This is a genomic window from Mycolicibacterium baixiangningiae (genome assembly GCF_016313185.1).
Taxonomy (GTDB): domain Bacteria; phylum Actinomycetota; class Actinomycetes; order Mycobacteriales; family Mycobacteriaceae; genus Mycobacterium; species Mycobacterium baixiangningiae.
On record NZ_CP066218.1, the window covers coordinates 1,444,743 to 1,462,164 of the forward strand.

Annotated in this window: 14 protein-coding genes, 1 tRNA gene and 3 pseudogenes; 13 read left to right on the forward strand and 5 right to left on the reverse strand. The window is 64.3% G+C overall.

The genetic code is table 11. The features are described from left to right. Positions 1-115 precede the first annotated feature (115 nt). The 3 genes and pseudogenes from I7X18_RS06820 to I7X18_RS06830 all read left to right on the forward strand — a co-directional run. Positions 116-2,923, forward strand: coding sequence for an ATP-binding protein (locus tag I7X18_RS06820; protein WP_232375420.1), 2,808 nt, complete (start codon positions 116-118; stop codon positions 2,921-2,923). An 80-nt stretch (positions 2,924-3,003) separates the two neighbouring features. Continuing rightward, positions 3,004-3,510: a GNAT family N-acetyltransferase gene (locus I7X18_RS06825; protein ID WP_193047824.1), complete on the forward strand. Its 507-nt coding sequence runs from the start codon at positions 3,004-3,006 to the stop codon at positions 3,508-3,510. 35 nt (positions 3,511-3,545) lie between these two features. Next, a pseudogene (locus I7X18_RS06830) lies at positions 3,546-4,160 on the forward strand (SDR family NAD(P)-dependent oxidoreductase); the annotation flags it as partial. Positions 4,161-4,303: 143 nt separating this feature from the next. Here the strand turns inward: I7X18_RS06830 and I7X18_RS06835 are convergent. Continuing rightward, the gene (locus tag I7X18_RS06835; RefSeq protein ID WP_193047823.1) at positions 4,304-5,134 is read right to left on the reverse strand and encodes a fumarylacetoacetate hydrolase family protein; all 831 of its coding nucleotides are present in this window, start codon (positions 5,132-5,134) and stop codon (positions 4,304-4,306) included. A 367-nt stretch (positions 5,135-5,501) separates the two neighbouring features. Between I7X18_RS06835 and I7X18_RS06840 the strand changes: the two genes are divergently transcribed. The 3 genes and pseudogenes from I7X18_RS06840 to I7X18_RS06845 all read left to right on the forward strand — a co-directional run bounded on the left by I7X18_RS06840 (position 5,502) and on the right by I7X18_RS06845 (position 7,944). Next, on the forward strand, positions 5,502-6,374 hold the full coding sequence (locus tag I7X18_RS06840) for a FadR/GntR family transcriptional regulator (RefSeq protein WP_193047822.1): 873 nt from the start codon (positions 5,502-5,504) through the stop codon (positions 6,372-6,374). A gap of 113 nt (positions 6,375-6,487) precedes the next feature. Beyond that, positions 6,488-6,732, forward strand: a pseudogene (locus I7X18_RS29510) (site-specific integrase); the annotation flags it as partial. Between the two features lie 47 nt (positions 6,733-6,779). Further along, a pseudogene (locus I7X18_RS06845) lies at positions 6,780-7,944 on the forward strand (IS3 family transposase). Here the strand turns inward: I7X18_RS06845 and I7X18_RS06850 are convergent. Beyond that, positions 7,913-8,410, reverse strand: coding sequence for a hypothetical protein (locus I7X18_RS06850; protein ID WP_226864235.1), 498 nt, complete (start codon positions 8,408-8,410; stop codon positions 7,913-7,915). The pseudogene I7X18_RS06845 and the gene I7X18_RS06850 sit on opposite strands and share 32 nt — an antisense overlap. Positions 8,411-8,544: 134 nt before the next feature. After that, positions 8,545-8,742: a helix-turn-helix transcriptional regulator gene (locus I7X18_RS06855; protein WP_193047821.1), complete on the reverse strand. Its 198-nt coding sequence runs from the start codon at positions 8,740-8,742 to the stop codon at positions 8,545-8,547. A gap of 281 nt (positions 8,743-9,023) precedes the next feature. Between I7X18_RS06855 and I7X18_RS06860 the strand changes: the two genes are divergently transcribed. The 5 genes from I7X18_RS06860 to I7X18_RS06880 all read left to right on the forward strand — a co-directional run bounded on the left by I7X18_RS06860 (position 9,024) and on the right by I7X18_RS06880 (position 12,927). Continuing rightward, positions 9,024-9,299, forward strand: coding sequence for a hypothetical protein (locus I7X18_RS06860; RefSeq protein ID WP_193047820.1), 276 nt, complete (start codon positions 9,024-9,026; stop codon positions 9,297-9,299). Next, positions 9,296-11,272, forward strand: a complete 1,977-nt coding sequence (locus I7X18_RS06865; protein WP_232375421.1) for a hypothetical protein — start codon at positions 9,296-9,298, stop codon at positions 11,270-11,272. The genes I7X18_RS06860 and I7X18_RS06865 overlap by 4 nt, the downstream gene beginning before the upstream one ends. Positions 11,273-11,276: 4 nt before the next feature. Further along, positions 11,277-11,522: a hypothetical protein gene (locus tag I7X18_RS06870; protein ID WP_193047819.1), complete on the forward strand. Its 246-nt coding sequence runs from the start codon at positions 11,277-11,279 to the stop codon at positions 11,520-11,522. Between the two features lie 457 nt (positions 11,523-11,979). Further along, positions 11,980-12,780 (forward strand): tyrosine-type recombinase/integrase, encoded by an 801-nt coding sequence (locus I7X18_RS06875; protein WP_232375422.1) that lies wholly within the window; start codon positions 11,980-11,982, stop codon positions 12,778-12,780. Positions 12,781-12,853: 73 nt separating this feature from the next. Beyond that, a tRNA-Leu gene (locus I7X18_RS06880) sits at positions 12,854-12,927 on the forward strand. Positions 12,928-13,295: 368 nt separating this feature from the next. On the opposite strand, the gene I7X18_RS06885 is transcribed toward I7X18_RS06880, so the two are convergent. After that, positions 13,296-13,583: a site-specific integrase gene (locus I7X18_RS06885; RefSeq protein WP_193047818.1), complete on the reverse strand. Its 288-nt coding sequence runs from the start codon at positions 13,581-13,583 to the stop codon at positions 13,296-13,298. 70 nt (positions 13,584-13,653) lie between these two features. After that, positions 13,654-14,280: a TetR/AcrR family transcriptional regulator gene (locus I7X18_RS06890; protein WP_193047817.1), complete on the reverse strand. Its 627-nt coding sequence runs from the start codon at positions 14,278-14,280 to the stop codon at positions 13,654-13,656. Between the two features lie 287 nt (positions 14,281-14,567). Between I7X18_RS06890 and I7X18_RS06895 the strand changes: the two genes are divergently transcribed. Next, positions 14,568-15,680: a spirocyclase AveC family protein gene (locus I7X18_RS06895; RefSeq protein WP_193047816.1), complete on the forward strand. Its 1,113-nt coding sequence runs from the start codon at positions 14,568-14,570 to the stop codon at positions 15,678-15,680. Then, positions 15,677-17,386 (forward strand): nitric oxide reductase activation protein NorD, encoded by a 1,710-nt coding sequence (locus tag I7X18_RS06900; protein WP_232375423.1) that lies wholly within the window; start codon positions 15,677-15,679, stop codon positions 17,384-17,386. The genes I7X18_RS06895 and I7X18_RS06900 overlap by 4 nt, the downstream gene beginning before the upstream one ends. The last annotated feature ends 36 nt before the right edge of the window (positions 17,387-17,422 follow it).

The following is a 17,422-nucleotide window of genomic DNA, read 5'->3' on the forward strand; positions in this document are numbered from 1 at the left end:
TGACAGCGCGAATAGGCGCCGGAGAAAAGGAAGCCAACCCGTTGTCTGTCGAACTGATTGAACAGATCCTTGTCGGGACCGGCGAGCATCGACCCTCCGCGATGGTTGCCCTGCGGTGACCGTTCTGAACCAGCCGCTGGTAGAGGGGGACCACACACTCGGCCGAGCCCGGGTTGAGCAGAAAAACGCGGGCCTGCTGGGTCGCCGCGCAGAACGTGATGCGATCGGCCAACTCCTGGCCGAGGCGCCGGCGGGGCACAGTGGCGTGCTCGTGGTGCGCGGGGAAGCGGGCATCGGGAAGACTGCCCTGCTGCAGCACGCCCGCGACGTCGCGGTGTCATTGGGGATCCGGGTGGAATCCTCGGTCGGCGTGGAATCCGAGACGCAGTTCGCGTTTGCCGGCTTGCACCAGCTGTGTGCGCCACTGCTCGACCGCACAGAGACGCTGCCGGAACCGCAGCAGACCGCTCTCGGCGTGGCATTGGGCCGTCAGGGTGGTGCCGCAGCGGACCGGTTTCTGGTCGGGCTGGCCGTCCTCAACCTCCTCGCAGAGAAGGGGCCGATGCTGTGCCTCGTCGACGATGCACAGTGGCTGGACCAGGCGTCTGCGGAGGTTCTTGCGTTCGTGGCGCGGCGGGTGGTTGCCGAACGGCTGGTGTTGATGTTCTCGGTGCGTGACCCCTGCGAAAGCGGCGGAAACCCGTTGGTCGGGTTGCCCGAACTACGACTGGACGGACTGGGTGAGGCCGATGCTCAGGCGTTGCTGTCCACGGCTGTTCGCGCACCGCTCGACCGTGGGGTCCGTGACCGGATCGTCGCCGAGGCGCGCGGTAATCCTTTGGCGCTGCTGGAGCTGCCCAGCAGCGTGCAATTGGCGGGTGGGTTCGAACTCCCCGACGTCATGAGCGTCCCGCGCCGCATCGAGGACAACTTTCAACGGCGCTCGGGCAGCCTGCCGGCTGAGACTCAGCAGCTGATGTTGGTGGCTGCTTCCGAGCCGACCGGCGACGCGGCGTTGCTGTGGCGCGCAGCCAACCATCTGGGGATCGACCGCGAGGCAGCCGCGCCCGCGGAAACCGCAAGGCTGCTGGAGATCGACACCCGAGTTCGGTTCCGGCATCCGCTGGTGCGCTCGGCGGTCTACCGTGCCGCCACGGCACCGGAGCTCCGTCGTGCCCACCACGCGTTGGCTATCGCTACCGACCCGCAGGCCGATCCGGACCGCCGCGCTTGGCACCGCGCGCAGTCGGTACTGGGTACTGACGAAGAAGCCGCCGCGGACTTGGAGCGTTCGGCCGATCGTGCGCTGGCCCGTGGCGGGTTCGCTGCCGCGGCTGCGTTTCTTCGGCGCGCGACCGATCTGACGCCCGAGCCTGCAAACCGGGCCAGACGTGCACTGGATGCCGCCAACGCCAAGCACTGTGCCGGTGCGCCCGAAGAGGCCCTGGAACTGCTGGAGAGTGTGGACGCCGGGGGACTGGATGCGTTGCAACGCGCCCGTCTGGAGTTGCTCCGCGCCCAAATCACATTCCACCTCACCCAAGGCAGCGAGGTGCCGGGGATGCTGCTGGGCGCCGCTCGGATGCTGGCTCCCCTGGATCTCTCGCTCGCTCGTGAGACCTATTTGCAGGCCTTCGACGCGGCGACCGTCACCGGGGGTTCGGGTGGCGGCCCCGGCCTGCTGGAGATCGCCGAAGCTGTCAGGGCCGCACCGGCGCCGCCTGGGACGCCAGCGCCGGCGGATATGCTGCTCGGCGGATTGGTGGCCGTCCACACGGATGGATTCGAAGCCGGTGCGCCCGTCCTCAGGCGGGCCCTGGAGGCGTTCCGTGAGCAAGTGTTTCCGGTCGAGACCGTCCGAGCCGGCGACGCCGGCAACTGGCTGTGGCTGGCGACGCGAACCGCCATAGGACTGTTCGAGGACGAGCTGACCATTGTGTTGGCCGACCGGTACGTGCGAGTCGCGCGCGAAGCCGGTGCCCTCGCCACTCTGCCCGCTGCGCTTGTTGTTTCGGCGTGTGCGCGGGTCTACACCGGTGAGCTTTCCCTGGCCGCCGAGTTGGCGGACGAGGCTGCTGCGTTATCACAAGCGTCGGGCGCGATGCCTCTGAGTTTCGCGCACACGTACCTGGGTGCTTGGCGCGGCATTGATTTTGAGGCCACCGATCGATACGAGACCCGTGTAAGCGAGGCGACCGAACGCCAGCGGAGTATCGAAGCCACCGTGGCCATGGTTGCGATGGCGGTGCTCCACAACGGCCGCGGAAACTATCCGGCAGCGCAGAAAGCCGCCTCTCGAGCTTGTGAGGCGTACGAACCGTCGATCAGGTGGCAGGCGCTCCACGAGCTCGTCGAGGCAGCCGTCCGAGCTGGCGATCTGGAATCTGCTTCTAGCGCAATGGAAGAGCTCAGCACGAGAGCGCATGTCAGCGGTACCGATTGGGCGCTCGGAGTTGCTGCGCGCTCGCGAGCGCTGACCACCACCGGCTCTGGCGCAGAAGAGCACTACCGCGAAGCCATCGAGCGGCTGCGAAGCTGCCGAATGGTCGCCTTCCTCGCCCGCGCCCACCTCGTCTTCGGCGAGTGGCTGCGCCGCGAAGGCCGCCGCCACGACGCACGCGAACAACTCCGCACCGCGCACACGCTCCTGTCGGACATGGGCGCAGAGCCGTTCGCAGCCCGCGCCGCCCGCGAGCTACGTGCCACCGGCGAGCATGCACGGAAACGGACCACCCAACCCACCGACGCGCTCACCGCACAAGAGCTGACCATCGCACGACTCGTTTCGACGGGGGCGACCTCTCGTGAGGTCGGTGCGCAACTCTTCCTGAGCCCGCGCACGATCGAAGCCCACCTGCGAAACATTTTCCGGAAACTCGGCATCACCTCGCGCCGACAACTCAAGGAGTTGCCTCTGCCCTGACCGGAGAGTGGTACGGAAAACGCCCTCAGAGCACCTCTGAAAAAGGCTGTTGGTGCTTGTTGTCCACTGGAGGAGAATCGATGACTCAGACGCCTCGGCGAAGCTCGACGGACGTCGGTGTTGAGAACGACGCCGACGCCGGAATCTCGACAAGGACCCAGCAATTCAACGACAACAGCGGTGCACGTGTGACGGTGAGTCTCGATGAAGCACAACCGATCAGCGCCTACACCGTCAGCCTGACAGATGGATCACCCGTCGGCCGTGCAGAATTTGTCGACTCGCCTGAGGCGGACGGGGAGCGAATCGTCTTCCATACCGAGGTCGGCGAGGAGTTCAGGGGGCGGGGTCTGGCGGGTCTCCTCGTCCGCGAGGCGCTCACCGACAGCATCCGCAAGAACCTCACCATCGTTCCTCTGTGTCCGCTGTTCGCCGCCCACTTGAAGAAGCACGGCGGTGAATTCCTCGCCGATGGTGGAAGGTTCCGCCGGCCGACAGCCGCCGACATCGCGCTCGTCACCCGCGTAACACGCAGCGATGCAGCAGCACTCACGCACAAGGAGGGGCATGCGGTCGCCGATAACTGACTACCTGACCGAACGGTACAGAACTGGAGGATCGCATGTCGTCATTGGCGGGTAAGACTGCACTCGTCACCGGAGCAACGTCTGGAATCGGCCTTGCCGGAGCGCGTGCGCTCGCTCAAGACGGCGCATACGTTTTCCTGGTGGGACGCCGCGAAGACGCCCTCGAAGAGGCTGCCGCCGGCATCGGCGCCGGTCAGGCCAGCTTCATTCGAGCCGACGTGACCGAGCAGTCCGATCTCGACCGCGTCTCATCCACCATTGAGGCCACCGGACGCGGACTCGACATCGTCTTCGCCAATGCGGGTACCGCCGAGGTCGCGCCCCTCGGGGACATCACCTGGGGGCACTACGTCAACACGTTCAACACCAACGTCGGCGGAATCATCTTCACCGTGCAGGCTGCACTCCCGCTGCTCAATGAAGGCGCGTCGGTCATCCTGTGCGGTTCCGCCGGCGACGTGAAGGCGTCTCCCGGCACGAGCGTCTACGCCGCTTCCAAGACCGCAATCCGGTCATTGGCCCGCAGCTGGGCAGCAGAACTCGTCGACCGCAAGATCCGCGTCAACGTCGTCGCTCCAGGGCTCACGGAGACGCCCGGTTTGAAGGGCCTCTTCGTCGGGGCCGACGATGCACTGGCAGGGTTGACGGCCACAGTGCCGATGAAGCGCCGCGCCCAGCCGGAGGAGATCGGCAGTGTGATCACCTTTTTTGGCTTCCGACGGCAGCGCCTTCATGACCGGCTCGGAGATCTACGTCGACGGCGGCGCCAGCCAATTCTGATCTCCGCCAGGGCTCAGGTGCGCTTGACGATGGGGTTCTGGACAGAGCCCACGTTCTCGACGGTCACGAGAACCACGTCACCGTCGCCGAGCAGCACAGGTGGCTTACGGCCGGCTCCGATGCCGCCGGGGGTGCCGGTGGCAATGACATCCCCGGGTTGCAGCGTCAGGGTGTCGGTGATGTAGGCGATGATGCTCTCTACGCTGTGGATCAAATCCCGGGTGTTCCCGTCCTGCATCAGCTGACCGTTGACGTGAGTCGTCACTCGCAAACCGGGGTTCGAAACGACGTCGCCCAACTCGTCGCTGGTGATGACTGGAGAGATGGGGCCGCTGAAATCGGCATTCTTGCCGACGGTGAACTGTGGTGTGGCCAGTTGCTTCTTTCGTGCCGAAAGGTCGTTGAATGCTGCGTAACCCAGGACGTGCTTGAGCGCGGTTTGCTCGTCTGCTTGCCAGGTCGTCTCGCCGATCACGGCAGCGAGCTCGACCTCCCAGTCCAACCCCTCGTTGGGCGGCAGCGGGACGGGCGTCCCGTCGACCACGAGACTCTGCTGCCAGCGGCCGAAGATCATCGGCAGCGTGGGCTCCTCGATGCCGGCTAGCTCCTTTGATTCTCCGGCGTGGCTTCGGTAGTTGATGCCTACGCAGAAGATACGTGAGGTCTCCGGGACTGGCGGTGCCAGTTCGACGTCGTCCACCGCAAAGATCTCGCCACCATCGGCGGCCAGGCCGGCGTGGGTGTCTGCGAAGAACTGCTTGGCGGTGCCGAGATCACGTACCGTCTCACCCTCGAGTGCTCCGATGTGACGAGAACCATTGCGCGCGAATCCAACAAGCTTCATGTCTTTCTTCCTCTAGTTGTCGTCTCGTCGTGAGAAGGAGTTGGTTGGCACTGCCCGTAGGGGGCCCGTCGGGGAACTCTTCGAAACGCACGAAGTCGTTGCCGCGCTTCACTACTTCAGGTTGTGCGCGATCGGCTCGTCGCCTGGCCACCGCGCCTACATCTGCACCGACGTCTGCGTTAGTGATCTCCTCAGATAAACATCATATTGAATATGATGTCTGAATGTTACCCATGTCACCGTGATCCTTGTCAAACCCATGGGGTCGGCGACTAGTGCTGATCGGCGCAGGCCGCACCGTCGGCCGAGACGCGTCGTGGAGTCTGCCGGGGAAGTCTATGATGAATGTGCTGTTTAGCGCGGTCGCATGCGGAAGGCGATCCGTCAAGATTTGGATGGGCAACAAGAGCATCGCGTGGAATGCTCGCTACGGAAGCCGCACAAGGGGGTTCAGGCCTTGGCCACACAGAAGTCAGCTTCGTCGACCGGCGGTGCAAGGGCCAGCGGGCTCACCCTGAACCTCGCGCCACCTATCGGCCGCACCGTTGTTCCTGCGGCTTCGACGAGCATGGCCGACCAGGTGGCCAATCAAATCGCCGAGGTCATCGAAAAACTCAAACCGGGCGACCGCCTGGGAACCAAGCAAGAGTTGCGCGAACAGGCGCGGGTCTCCATCGGCACCATCAATGAGACGCTACGAGTCCTGCAATCGCGTGGGCTGATCGAGGTTCGCCGGGGCCCGCAGGGTGGCTTGTTCGTCGCCGAGCGCTCGCCGATGGCACAACTCGGGCACGCGGTCTTGCACCTCGACACCGACGTGTCCTCGATTACCGAAGCGATGGACATCAGGGACGCTCTGGACCCGCTGCTGATCGAGGATGCGGTGCGCTACAGCTCGGCGCAGCAGGTGAAGGTCATGCGCAGGTATCTCGCCCGCATGGCGGATGCGGTCGACAACGACGACGGCATCGGATTCCTGCGGGCCAACTGGAAACTTCACGAGGCCATCGCAGATGTCAGTCCGCGACCCATCTTGCAGGCCTTCTACGTCAGTCTGCTCAACCTCATCGAGGACCACACCATCACGGTGGCCGGCGCTGCGGACCAGCCATTGGCAGGCTTTCACCGCGATCGTTACGAAGTGCACAGCCGCCTGGTCGATGCGATCGCCGACCGGAACCTGCCTGAAGCGTTGGCCGTGCTCGCCGAGCACAACGCCGGCATCGCCCGCCCGTCCTAGCGGTGCAAACCCCGCACGAGGTCGATCCGCGGGTGACACGTGGATACCTGCTTGACATCCACGCGAACCGGGGTAACTCATCATGATCAATTTGCCGATAAGGACCGCGCCACCCGAGAAGCGCCAGGCACACCACGGCGTCGCTGGCGATCGGTGCGGGCGCTAACGTCAAGGCCGTGCAGAGATTCGTGGGGCACGCCACCGCCGCGATGGCGCTCGACCGTTGCGGCCACCTGCTCAACAACATTTGAATGGTGTGTCCGATGCGCTAGGTAAGGCCATTGATAGCACTGCGGCATTCACGACGTCAGAGAGGCTGAGACGGCCTGAAGTACGGGTCTGCTGCACGAATAGGTGACATCTGAGTTGGCTTGCCCCAGGAGGGTGGGCTGGAAGGATGTCCTTGTGCCTAGGCCCTATCCCCGCGAGTTCCGCGACGATGTCGTCCGGGTGGCTCGCAACCGCGACGATGGTGTGACGATCGAGCAGATCGCCACCGATTTCGGTGTCCACCCGATGACGCTGACCAAGTGGATGCGCCAAGCCGACATCGACGAGGGCACCAAGCCCGGCAAGAGCACCGGCGAGTCGGCGGAGCTGCGGGATGCGCGCCGTCGGATCAAGTTGCTGGAGCAGGAGAACGAGGTCCTGCGCCGGGCCACGGCCTATCTGTCGCAGGCTAATCTGCCGGGAAAAGGATCTACCCGCTCGTAAGTGAGCTCGCCGCTGACGGGATCCCCGTGGCGGTGACCTGCCGGGTACTCAAGCTCGCCCGCCAGCCTTACTACCGCTGGCGGGCCAATCCCATCACCGACGCCGAGCTTGTAGAGGCCTACCGTGCCAACGCCCTGTTTGACGCCCACAAGGACGATCCAGAGTTCGGGTACCGCTACCTGGTCGAAGAGGCCCGCGATGTCGGCGAGCCGATGGCCGAGCGCACCGCCTGGCGGATCTGCTCAGAGCATCGGTTGTGGAGCGTGTTCGGAAAGAAACGCGGCAAGAATGGCAAAGTCGGGCCACCGGTCCACGATGATCTTGTCGAGCGCGACTTCACCGCAGCGGCGCCAAATCAGTTGTGGCTCAGCGATATCACCGAGCATCGGACCGGTGAGGGCAAGCTCTATCACTGCGCGATCAAGGACGTGTTCTCCAACCGCATCGTCGGGTATTCGATTGACTCCCGGATGAAGTCGCGTTTGGCGACCACCGCCCTTCACAGCGCGGCGGCCCGTCGAGGCGAAGTTGCCGGGTGCATAGTCCACACCGACCGCGGATCTCAGTTCAGGTCAAGACGATTCGTTCACGCTTTAGGTCGCTATGAGATGGTTGGTTCGATGGGACGCGTCGGGGCGGCCGGCGACAATGCCACCATCGAGAGCTTCTTCAGCCTGCTATCAGAAGAACGTCCTCGACCGGCGCCGCTGGGACACCCGGGAAGAACTACCGATCGCGATCGTCACATGGATCGAACGGACCTACCATCGTCGCCGGCGCCAAGCCAGTCTCGGGCGGTTGACCGGCGATCGAATTCGAAGCAATTATGACCACACCGGCCAGTCAGGCCGCGTGACCGAAACTGTCACCTGATCGTGCAGCAGACCCGGCATCGCGGCGGTCAGCTTGGTGCGGAGAAACCGCACCGGGGCTGTTTCGATAACCGACCATGTGCCTGCGCGGATACGAACGACCTTCCCGTCGGTGCGTCCGGTGTCGATGTAGCTACTTCCTTGGTGGTCGGCGATACGGAGGTACAGCTTCTCGGGTGTCTGGCTGGCGGCAAGGCCTTCGAGGATCAGGGTGGCGTCGGTGAGGGCTTGGCCGCCGGCGACGGTGCCTGTCTCAGCGAAGTAGCGGGAGGCGAGTTCGGCGCGTAGGCCGGCCTTTCCGGCACGTAGCAACATCGACAGATGAGGGCGAGTTCGGTCTGCGCCGAAGGGCTCTCCGTCCTCGGAGACACCAAGGACGTACCGTTCTTGGGCCATGCCAACCAGACGAGCTGCGACTGACTTCTTGTCGGCTACTGCGTTGGTGCTCATTGCTTTTCCTGCCTGTGCTGCTTCTGCTGGCCGGTCTGGCGGGTTATTCTCATAGGGAACTCCCGTGTTGAGTGAGCGGGCGGTTCGAGCGGAAGACCTCGGCTAGGCCCCGAGGTCTTTCCCATAGGTTGAGGTCACGCGGCGTCGCCGCCACCCCTCCGGGTTGCATTCTCGCGCTGCGAGATCCATCGCAGAACCTCCTCCCGCCGGTACACGACTCGGCGGCCCAGCGTGAAGCTCGCCGGCCCAATGTTCGAATGCCGCCAATACCTCAGCGTGCCGACCGGAACGCCGGTCATGTCCGAGACTTCCTTCGCTCCTATCAGTTCCATCTGATTCCTCCTCAATCAAGGTCGGTTGGGTTGAGCCAACAGTGACGGTGGACGCGCCGATGTGTCCACCACGACAGCCACATTGGCTAGAAACCCGTACCTTCTCGGTGCGATGCGGAGGCCGTACTTGCTGCGAGGAACCGTGGGCGGCGTCAGTGCTGCATGTCCCGATAGGCACCTCCGCCGCACGGCCCACGGCCCACGGCCGACGGGGCGAGCCGTGGTTTGCCGCATCGGGGGTACCGAATGCTGCGGTAGCCTCAAATGGCTACGGGGGTGACATGGGAAAAGACTTGGATGTGGACGCCGGCGGGTTGACGTCGGCTGCAGCTGACAGCGTCGCTGTCGCCGCTGATGTGCTCGCTGATGGCTTTGACGGTCCGGTGAGTGATCGCCCGAGTGGTGCGGGAATCGCCGCATTTGAAGCGGCAAGTGCCACCGCACGTACGCGCGTTTCTGGTCGTATCGCAGGTCAGGCCGGTGATGTCGCTGCGGCAGGTGATCGCTATGACGCGACGGACGGGGGCAGTGCCGACGCTATCGCGGTGACCATGTGAGCCCTGCGGCCGCACCGATGGGTGTACCCAGCAGGTCGGACGTCGAGGCCTGGGACAGTTCAGACCTCGATGCTGCCGCTACCCGCTGGCGGACGGTGGCAGGTGCACTGGAATCCGCGTTCGAGCAGCACAGGCAGAACATCCTGACCCCCGGTGGCACCACATGGGAAGGTGACGCCAAAGATGCCGCTCTGGACCGAGTAACCGCGGATACTTCGGTCGTACGGCGTCATGGCGATATGCATCGTGAGGTTGCCGATATCGCCACGCGCGGCAGCGAGGACATCCGGGGTGCTCGCAGTCGAGTGCTCGAAGCGATCGCCGAAGCCGAACAGGACGACTTCACCGTAGGTGAGGACCTCTCGGTAACCGACAACCGTGCCTACGACGAGGAGACTGCTGCCGCCCGCATGACCGCTGCGACCGAGCACGCGGAATTCATCCGGTGGCGCGCTGAGCAGCTCGTCGCCACTGACGCCCTGATCGGCCAGCAGCTTGAAGCGACCGCTACTGAATTGGAAGGAATTCGGTTCGAGGGCGAACACGATGGCAACGAAACCGACCCGACGATCCGGCTCGTGGACAACAAGACTGAGGACAGGGGCTCTCAACGAGAGTCGTCAGAGCATAGGGACGCGGGTTCACTGCCGAAGGAATCTGCGGGCAGCTGGCAGGACATGCTCGTGCCCGAGGGGACCGCTGAATCTGAAAACCCCGATGCCGCCGACTCGCCGCTGGAAGCGATGCTCGGGGAAGGCAAGACCACAGAGGGGCAACAGCCCTCAAGCCTGGACGAGGCGCTGACGGAGGTTGCAGGGAAACCCGTCGAAGCACCACCCACGGCGGTGGAGCGCATCCTCAATCAGCATGCCGGAAATGGCAAGGGCGAAGATCGCCGATACACGCAACATCCCTTAGAGGCCCCCGTCGTTGGTGCCGATCCATCGGTGATTGGCGATCAGCAGGCCAGGGTGGACGCTGCACATGAGAGCGTGGCCTCTGCCCAAGCCGCGCTCGACGATGCGCTGGCTCAGTCCACGGTCGCTGGCGCGGGCGCCGGCACTTCCCGTGACCAGCTCGACGCCCTGGGGCAGGCCTTGTTCGATGCGCGTGGTGAGGTGACGAGCCAGACCGAAGTTCTGGAGAATCTCAACGCGGCGGCTGGTGAAGTCGGTCAGGGGCGGGTGCCGATCCCTTCACTTCCCGAGAATGCCGATGTACAGGCATTTCCGCAGGAGCCTTCGGCATTCGCCGAAGGTAGCCGCGCTCTGAGCGAAGGCAGTTTTGGCTTGATCCCCGATGTCGCCCACGACATCGACGTCTTTCAGAATTGGAGCGAAGCCTCAGTCGAGGATCGGGTTGGTGCCGTGCTCGACGTGGCTGGGGCGGCACCCATCCCCGGTGGCAAGTTCGTCACAGAGGGCCTCGAACACGGTGTTGACGCCTTCAATGCTGGCCGCCACGTCGATGACGTCCTGGATGCCGGCAGTGCCGGGGCGCATCATCTACCCGATGCGCCATCAACTCCGCATATCGACGTCGGGGCCAACCATGGAGTGGATGTGCCACTTGGGTCATCGCATTTCTCGGATGTCTTTGCTCCTGTCGAACTGGACATAGCCCATGCCGCACAAGACGTTTACTCATCGCCGGTGATGGATGACATTCGCCAAGCTGCGCAGAATGGATTGGCGGCGGAAGTCGAGATCAACGGGTACAAGGTTCTCTATGAACCAGATATTCCGGGAAGCGGATTCAGTTTGGCTTCCTTTGGGGAGCGTGGCTTCGCTATCGGCCCTGAGGCGATGGCGTCGGAGGCGGAACTTGCACGTACGGTCGCACATGAGCTGTACCGAGTAAACATGACCGAGATACCCGAACTGGGCATCGATGCGACGCGTGCTGCGAGCGAGACTGAGGCGGCATTTGATTTCGCTCAACGGTTCGGGAACGCGATTCAGGGTGGAGGCTGACAGCATGTCCGAATACGCAGGACTCGCGAAGAAATGGGTCGAGGTTACTAAGAGGGTCGCCGCAGGTACGTGGGATGGCATCGTTTGCCCCAAAAACGCTGATGCCGATGTGTTGATCGAGGTCCGTGAACAGGGAAGTGGCACCGACGATGCACGGTTTGAGTACTGGATCCACTGCCCGCGATGCGGTGCTGAGATCTACTTCCACAGCAAGGATCACTACAGCCCGGTTCCGCATTCAGCCGGTTGAAATTCGCCAAGTTCTAGCAGGCCTCCGAAGGTGCAGATAGCGCCGGGCTAATCCCCGAAAGTTCCGAAGGCAAGGCGGATGAATGCCACGGATTACTGCGGTTTGTTCGAGATGTGACCACTCGGAACGAGCGAGCGGGTATCGATGACCGCTGGCACAAGCGCGTCAAAGATCCGGACGGAACGATGCGCACCGAGAGATCCGCGGTGTACGGCAAGGTTCGCGCTGGCGCGTCAGGTGGGTTGACGCCACCGGAGCCGAGCGCACCAAGAGCTTCCAGCGCAAGCCGGATGCACGGGCCTACCTGAACGGACTCACTGCGGACGTTCAGCGCGGCGAGTATGTCGACCCCCGCAAGAGTGCCGAAACATTCGGCTCAGTCGCCGAGCAGTGGTTCACCACCAAACAGCATCGGAAGCCGAAAACCGTTGCAGGGTACCGATCATTACTCGACACAGTGGTGTTGCCCAAGTGGGAACACGTCCCGCTGAAACGGCTCGACTACGAGTCCTACTCGACCTGGCTGGGCGCTCTGTCTGTCGATGGTGGGCAACGAGGCGCTGGTCTGTCGGCAAGCCGGATCACCCAGGCGCATCAGCTGGTCGGCGCTGTACTCAAGTACGCGCAACGAACCGGCAAGGTCGCGAAGAACGTCGCTCTGGAGATAAAGCGGGATGAGGACCTTCCCGAACAAGCCGAGCGTGAGCGGCGGTATCTGAGTCATGCCGAGCTGTTGATGCTGGCCAAGGCTGCCGATCGGTTCGAGACGCTGACGCTGGTCCTAGGGTACTGCGGGCTGAGGTTCGGCGAAGCCGTTGCATTGCGGCGCCGGCATGTGGGTGACCGCGTGCTAACGGTGCGATCGTCCGCGACTGCTGTCACCGGTAAGGGCATCGTCGAGTCAACGACCAAGACGAAGCGGGATCGCCACGTGCCGGTACCCGAACCTGTGTGGAAGCGGCTTCACGCTGAATTGCCTACCGATGCGAATGCGCTGGTGTTCCCGAGCCGCAAAGGGGGGTTCTTGCCGCTCGGCGAGTACCGCTGGGCGTTCGACAACGCGTGCGACGTCGTCGGGATCGTCAAGCTGGTACCTCACGAACTGAGACACACCACGGCGTCGCTGGCGATCGGTGCGGGCACTAACGTCAAGGCCGTGCAGAGATTCGTGGGGCACGCCACCGCCGCGATGGCGCTCGACCGTTGCGGCCACCCTGCTCAACAACGATTTGAATGGTGTGTCCGATGCGCTGGGTAGGCCATCGATAGCACTGCGGCATTCAGGACGTCAGAGAGGCTGAGACGGTCTGAAGTACGCTCTGACCTGCAACGCCCCCATAGCCCAATTGGCAGAGGCAGCGGACTTAAAATCCGCACAGTGTCGGTTCGAGTCCGACTGGGGGCACCGAGAATGTGCTATTGAGAGCGTCTCCGGCGTGGGTTCAGAGGCTTGAGCCGGCCTGGGTATCACGACTTGTCACAACACGGTCAAAGCTGCTGGCCGCAGCCTGCAGCGCGTCGTCTTGCGAATGCGCGTAGACCGACATGGTGAACGCCCCGCTCGCGTGACAGCGTGGCGCAGGAGTGCCGCGCATCGTGCAGGCGCACCCGCCGGACGCTGAGATTGTCGAGGAGTTGCCCCACCGGAACGTCAGCAGATTCGGGTGGTACGCCCCGCCGGCCTCGGTGCTGGCTACGTACTCACCCGTGCGGTAGCCCTGGCCGTACTTCAACCGTCCTCGGTCTGACGCTTGCGGGCCACCTTGCGCGCGTTCACGCCGTCGTCGGGCAACGGCGTCGTGCGATTGCGCCACGCGGTTCTCCTCGACGCGCACCGACCGCGTCGGGAGCGGCGACTTGCGCTCGCCGAATCTGCTTGTCGGTGAGGTTGACGCTGGACCACTTCGACCCGCCGATCTCCCCGCGCCGCATCCCGTGCTGTGCCATCGCCCAAAGGTGCCGGTCGCGGCAGTCGTGGTCAAGGACAGCGAACACCTCGGCCATGGTCAGCGCGCGGAATCCGTTGGCCTCTACGGAGACTCGGTCAACCAGTGAGGCCACGTCGCACCTCGTTGCCGCGGGAGACGGGAGGAGCGCGTGAACATCAGCTTCTGCGAGAAGCCCGCTGCCCTCACACGCTGGCTACCGTGGCGTCTGGCCGGATGCTTCTGAGTGTGCTTGCCACGTATTTCGTCAACACACTTTTGCGTCCTGGCGTTGTGTCGCGGGTAGTGGTCAGCAGCGCGTAGAGGCCGAGCAAGAAGAAGACCGCGCTGTGAAAGGCATCCACCTCGGTGTGGATGTCCCCCTGGTTTCGGGCGCGCAGTATCTCGGCGGCCAGCAGCACGATGGTGGGGTGGTCTGTCCACTCGTCGCCCTCGGGTCGGGTTGGTGAGAAGTACAGCCCGATCACGTCTCGGAAGAGCGCGCCATTCCATCGAGCTTCAAGGTCGACCACCAGGCGGACGATCTCGTGGAAGACGGCGGGGAGATCGTGGGGAGTGTCGAGGAACTCGGCGAGTGCATGGGCGACGCTCGCCTCCTCCCGGCGAACTAGTTCGAGCAATACGTGTTCTTTGGTCGGAAAGTGGAAGTAGAACGTTCCCCGAGATACGCCAGCGGCCTTGACCACCGCGTTGATGTCGGCGGCGGCGGTGCCGTTCCGCTTGAACTCGACGATGGCGGCGTCCAACACCGTCTCGCGTGTCTTCCGCCGCTGGGCTTCGTGCTTGTTGGTCGTTACCGCCACGCCCGCCATTCTGCCCCAACACCCCAAAGTCTTGACATCTGTCAGTAATTGTCAGCACATGTCAACAATTCGATCGAGTTGATGCTCCGGCGCTGCGCCGCGCACGCTCCAGATCTGCCCGGTATGAGAGCGTGTTAAACGGCGTAATGATGTCATCGGTGAGCCCAGAACGACGCGATTCTGTTGCGGAATCATTGACAGTTGTCAGCAATTAGGTTAGAAAAATCCCGCACGCTATCACCGGTCGTCTGCCCGCGTTCACCGTCCAGATGCCGTTCGAGCAGAGAGTGACTCAGATGACCAAGCTGGAGACCGAAGAGCCGAGGACCCGCAGCAGCGGCGGCAGGGTGACCAAGGCCCTGTGGTGGCTGTTCGGAATCGGGATGCTGATCTTCATCGGACTGCGCGCCCAGGTTGGGGCCAGCGAGCCGCGTATCGCCAACCCGCAGATCAGCGACGAGGCACGCAAAGCGGTTGAGGGCCTGCCCAACTGGGCGGCGATGTGCAACATGTGGACGGCTGTGATGATGACCATCGGCATCGCGGCGTTCATCTACGGGTGGCGTAAGTACCCGAAGCACCCGTATCTGCTGCTCGTGCTCGCCGGGACCGCGCTCCCGTGGCTCGACCCGCAGGCCGACTGGGTTTCGTACTCCGCATTCAGCCCCGACCTATGGCACTTCCCGGTCGACTGGCCATGGGTGTCGGTGGCGCCGCTGGTCGAGCCGTTCGTATGCATCGCCTACGCCTCGGTGCTCATCGTGCCCGCATTCGTGGCCATCCCGCTGCTGCGCCGACTGCAGGCTCGTCGTCCCGTCGACACGTTCGTGTGGCGTCACCCGCTGATCACTCTCAGCCTCATCACCTTCGTCATCGGCTTCGCCCTGGACGCCGTGGTCGAAATCTTCTGTGTCAGTAAGAGGGTGTACGCCTACACGCAGGTGCCCGAGTTCGGGTCGATCTTCGTCGGGCAGTACAACCAGTTCCCCCTGCTGTGGGAGAGCGGCCTGGCCACGTCGATGATGATCGCGGCGTCGGTGATGATCTACCGCGACGACACGGGCCGCACGCAGGCCGAGAAGCTGGCCCAACGACTGCGCATCTTTCCCGCCAAGCCGGCCCTCGCCTCGTTCCTCGTCATGTTCGGCGCGCTGACCCTGGCCTACGTCGCCGTCTACGGCGGCGGCTTCCTCGTCCTGCGTGCCGCCAAGCTGTCAACGTCGGTGGCCTGCCCGTGGCCGTTCCCCGAATCCAAGGTGTACGACCCGCAGGGCTTCTACGAGAAGGCGGGCCACCCCGGCCCCTTCTTCGAGGGCAAGTGGAACACCTGGCTGTCCGGTCAGCCCGACGGACGTCCTGTCATCGAAGGCCCGATCCCTCCCGGCCCGTGCGGCCCCGGCCGCCAGTGACGGCACCGAAGGAGGAACGCACATCCGGTCGGGCGACCGCCGACGACGCGCAGCAGTTCGAACTGCTCGCTTCGGCACTGTCGGGCAGGACCGTTCGGGTGATCAGCGGGGCAGCAGGCGAACCGGTGTGGACCGACGGCATGTCGATTTTCATCGACCCGGCGGCGGGCGAGGCAGACCAGATCGCGTCCATCGTCGTCCAGGCGTCGCTGATCTCGGCGGGCAGCCTGACGCCGCAGATCGCAAAAAGTTTGAACCGCCGCACCAAGATCATCCGGCGGTACCTCGGTATCGAGGGACACCGCGCCCTCGGCGTGAATCAGTCGCTCCTACCGCCTTCCGTTCGTGCTCTGCTCGACCCCGCTCTCGCCGCCCGCACGGACTCACCGGAGGCGTCACTGGCCCTCGCGTTCTCGCGGGACCCACTACCGCACCCGCCCGAGGTGTTCGGCACCCTCCGACCCAAACGCCTGCTGACCGGAGACGCTGCCCGACAAGCCCAGCCACGAGTCGACCAACAACACGTGCCCCGCCGGCAGCACGACGCCCTGGACGAAATCGACGACGAGATCGACAACGACGACGCCGGTGCCGCAGTCGACATGTTGTCGGTCGGCGGCACGTCAGGTGCGCTCGGACGTCTGCTGAAACGACTCTTCAAGCCCATGCGTCGCGGGAAGGCCGGTGGCACACCCGGCACCGATACGCCGACCCACCTCGGACGCGGCAACGACAAACGCAACGGGACGGCGGTCATGTCCAGCGCGAGCACGGGAGCCGTCGACGACGGCGGACACCAGGCCGGCACTGGAATCCGGTACCCGGAATGGGACCTCAACAAGAAGCGCTACCGCCCGGACTGGTGCACCGTAGAGGAGATCGAAGCGCCACTGGACAGCACCGACGACACGCCTGTGCCCGACGCGCCCCGGCTCAGACGCAGCCTCGCCCGGCTCAGCCTCGGCCTGGATCAATGTCATCGCCGCCCATACGGCGACGACATCGACATCGACGCCGCAATCGACGCTCAAGTCCAGGTTCGGGCATCCACGACCCCTGACGAGAACGTCTACATCGACAGCCTGCGCCGTCGCCGCGACCTGTCGGTGTTGGTCCTGCTCGACATCTCCGGGTCCGCGGGCGAATCGGACGGCTTCGGTCGCACCGTGCACGAGCGCCAACGAGTAGCCGCCGCCGCGATCACCGCGACTCTGCACGACCTCGGAGACCGCGTCGCCCTCTACGGGTTCAACTCACGAGGCCGGTCGGCGGTACACCTGTACCCGCTCAAGCGGTTCGACGACCGCTTCAACTCCCACACCATGCGCCGCCTCCACAGCCTGACACCCGGTGCCTACTCGCGACTCGGCGCCGCCATCCGCCACGGCGCGTCGATTCTGGAGACCCAGGGCGGAACGTCGCGCCGACTGCTCGTCGTGCTGTCCGACGGACTCGCATACGACCACGGCTACGACAAGGACTACGGCGCAGCGGATGCACGGCGCGCACTCGCCGAAGCGCGCCGCCGGGGCACCGGCGGTCTGTGCCTGACCTTCGGCACCAACACCGACGCCGAGTCCCTACGGCGGGTGTTCGGAAGCACCGCCCACGCGACCGTCGCCAACCAGGAACAACTCGCCCACGCCATCGGCACCCTGGTCCGCTCGGCCCTCCAATCAGCCGACGTACGGCGACGCATCGCCTGATCCCGACATCGAACAACCACGACCGCACCAACTTCG

Bases quoted from the DNA above. Each gene is read 5' to 3' on its own strand.
- I7X18_RS06825 (WP_193047824.1), top strand. From the start codon at position 3,004: ATGACTCAGACGCCTCGGCGAAGCTCGACGGACGTCGGTGTTGAGAAC.
- I7X18_RS06835 (WP_193047823.1), bottom strand. From the start codon at position 5,134: ATGAAGCTTGTTGGATTCGCGCGCAATGGTTCTCGTCACATCGGAGCA.
- I7X18_RS06840 (WP_193047822.1), top strand. From the start codon at position 5,502: ATGCGGAAGGCGATCCGTCAAGATTTGGATGGGCAACAAGAGCATCGC.
- I7X18_RS06850 (WP_226864235.1), bottom strand. From the start codon at position 8,410: ATGAGCACCAACGCAGTAGCCGACAAGAAGTCAGTCGCAGCTCGTCTG.
- I7X18_RS06855 (WP_193047821.1), bottom strand. From the start codon at position 8,742: ATGGAACTGATAGGAGCGAAGGAAGTCTCGGACATGACCGGCGTTCCG.
- I7X18_RS06860 (WP_193047820.1), top strand. From the start codon at position 9,024: ATGGGAAAAGACTTGGATGTGGACGCCGGCGGGTTGACGTCGGCTGCA.
- I7X18_RS06870 (WP_193047819.1), top strand. From the start codon at position 11,277: ATGTCCGAATACGCAGGACTCGCGAAGAAATGGGTCGAGGTTACTAAG.
- I7X18_RS06890 (WP_193047817.1), bottom strand. From the start codon at position 14,280: ATGGCGGGCGTGGCGGTAACGACCAACAAGCACGAAGCCCAGCGGCGG.
- I7X18_RS06895 (WP_193047816.1), top strand. From the start codon at position 14,568: ATGACCAAGCTGGAGACCGAAGAGCCGAGGACCCGCAGCAGCGGCGGC.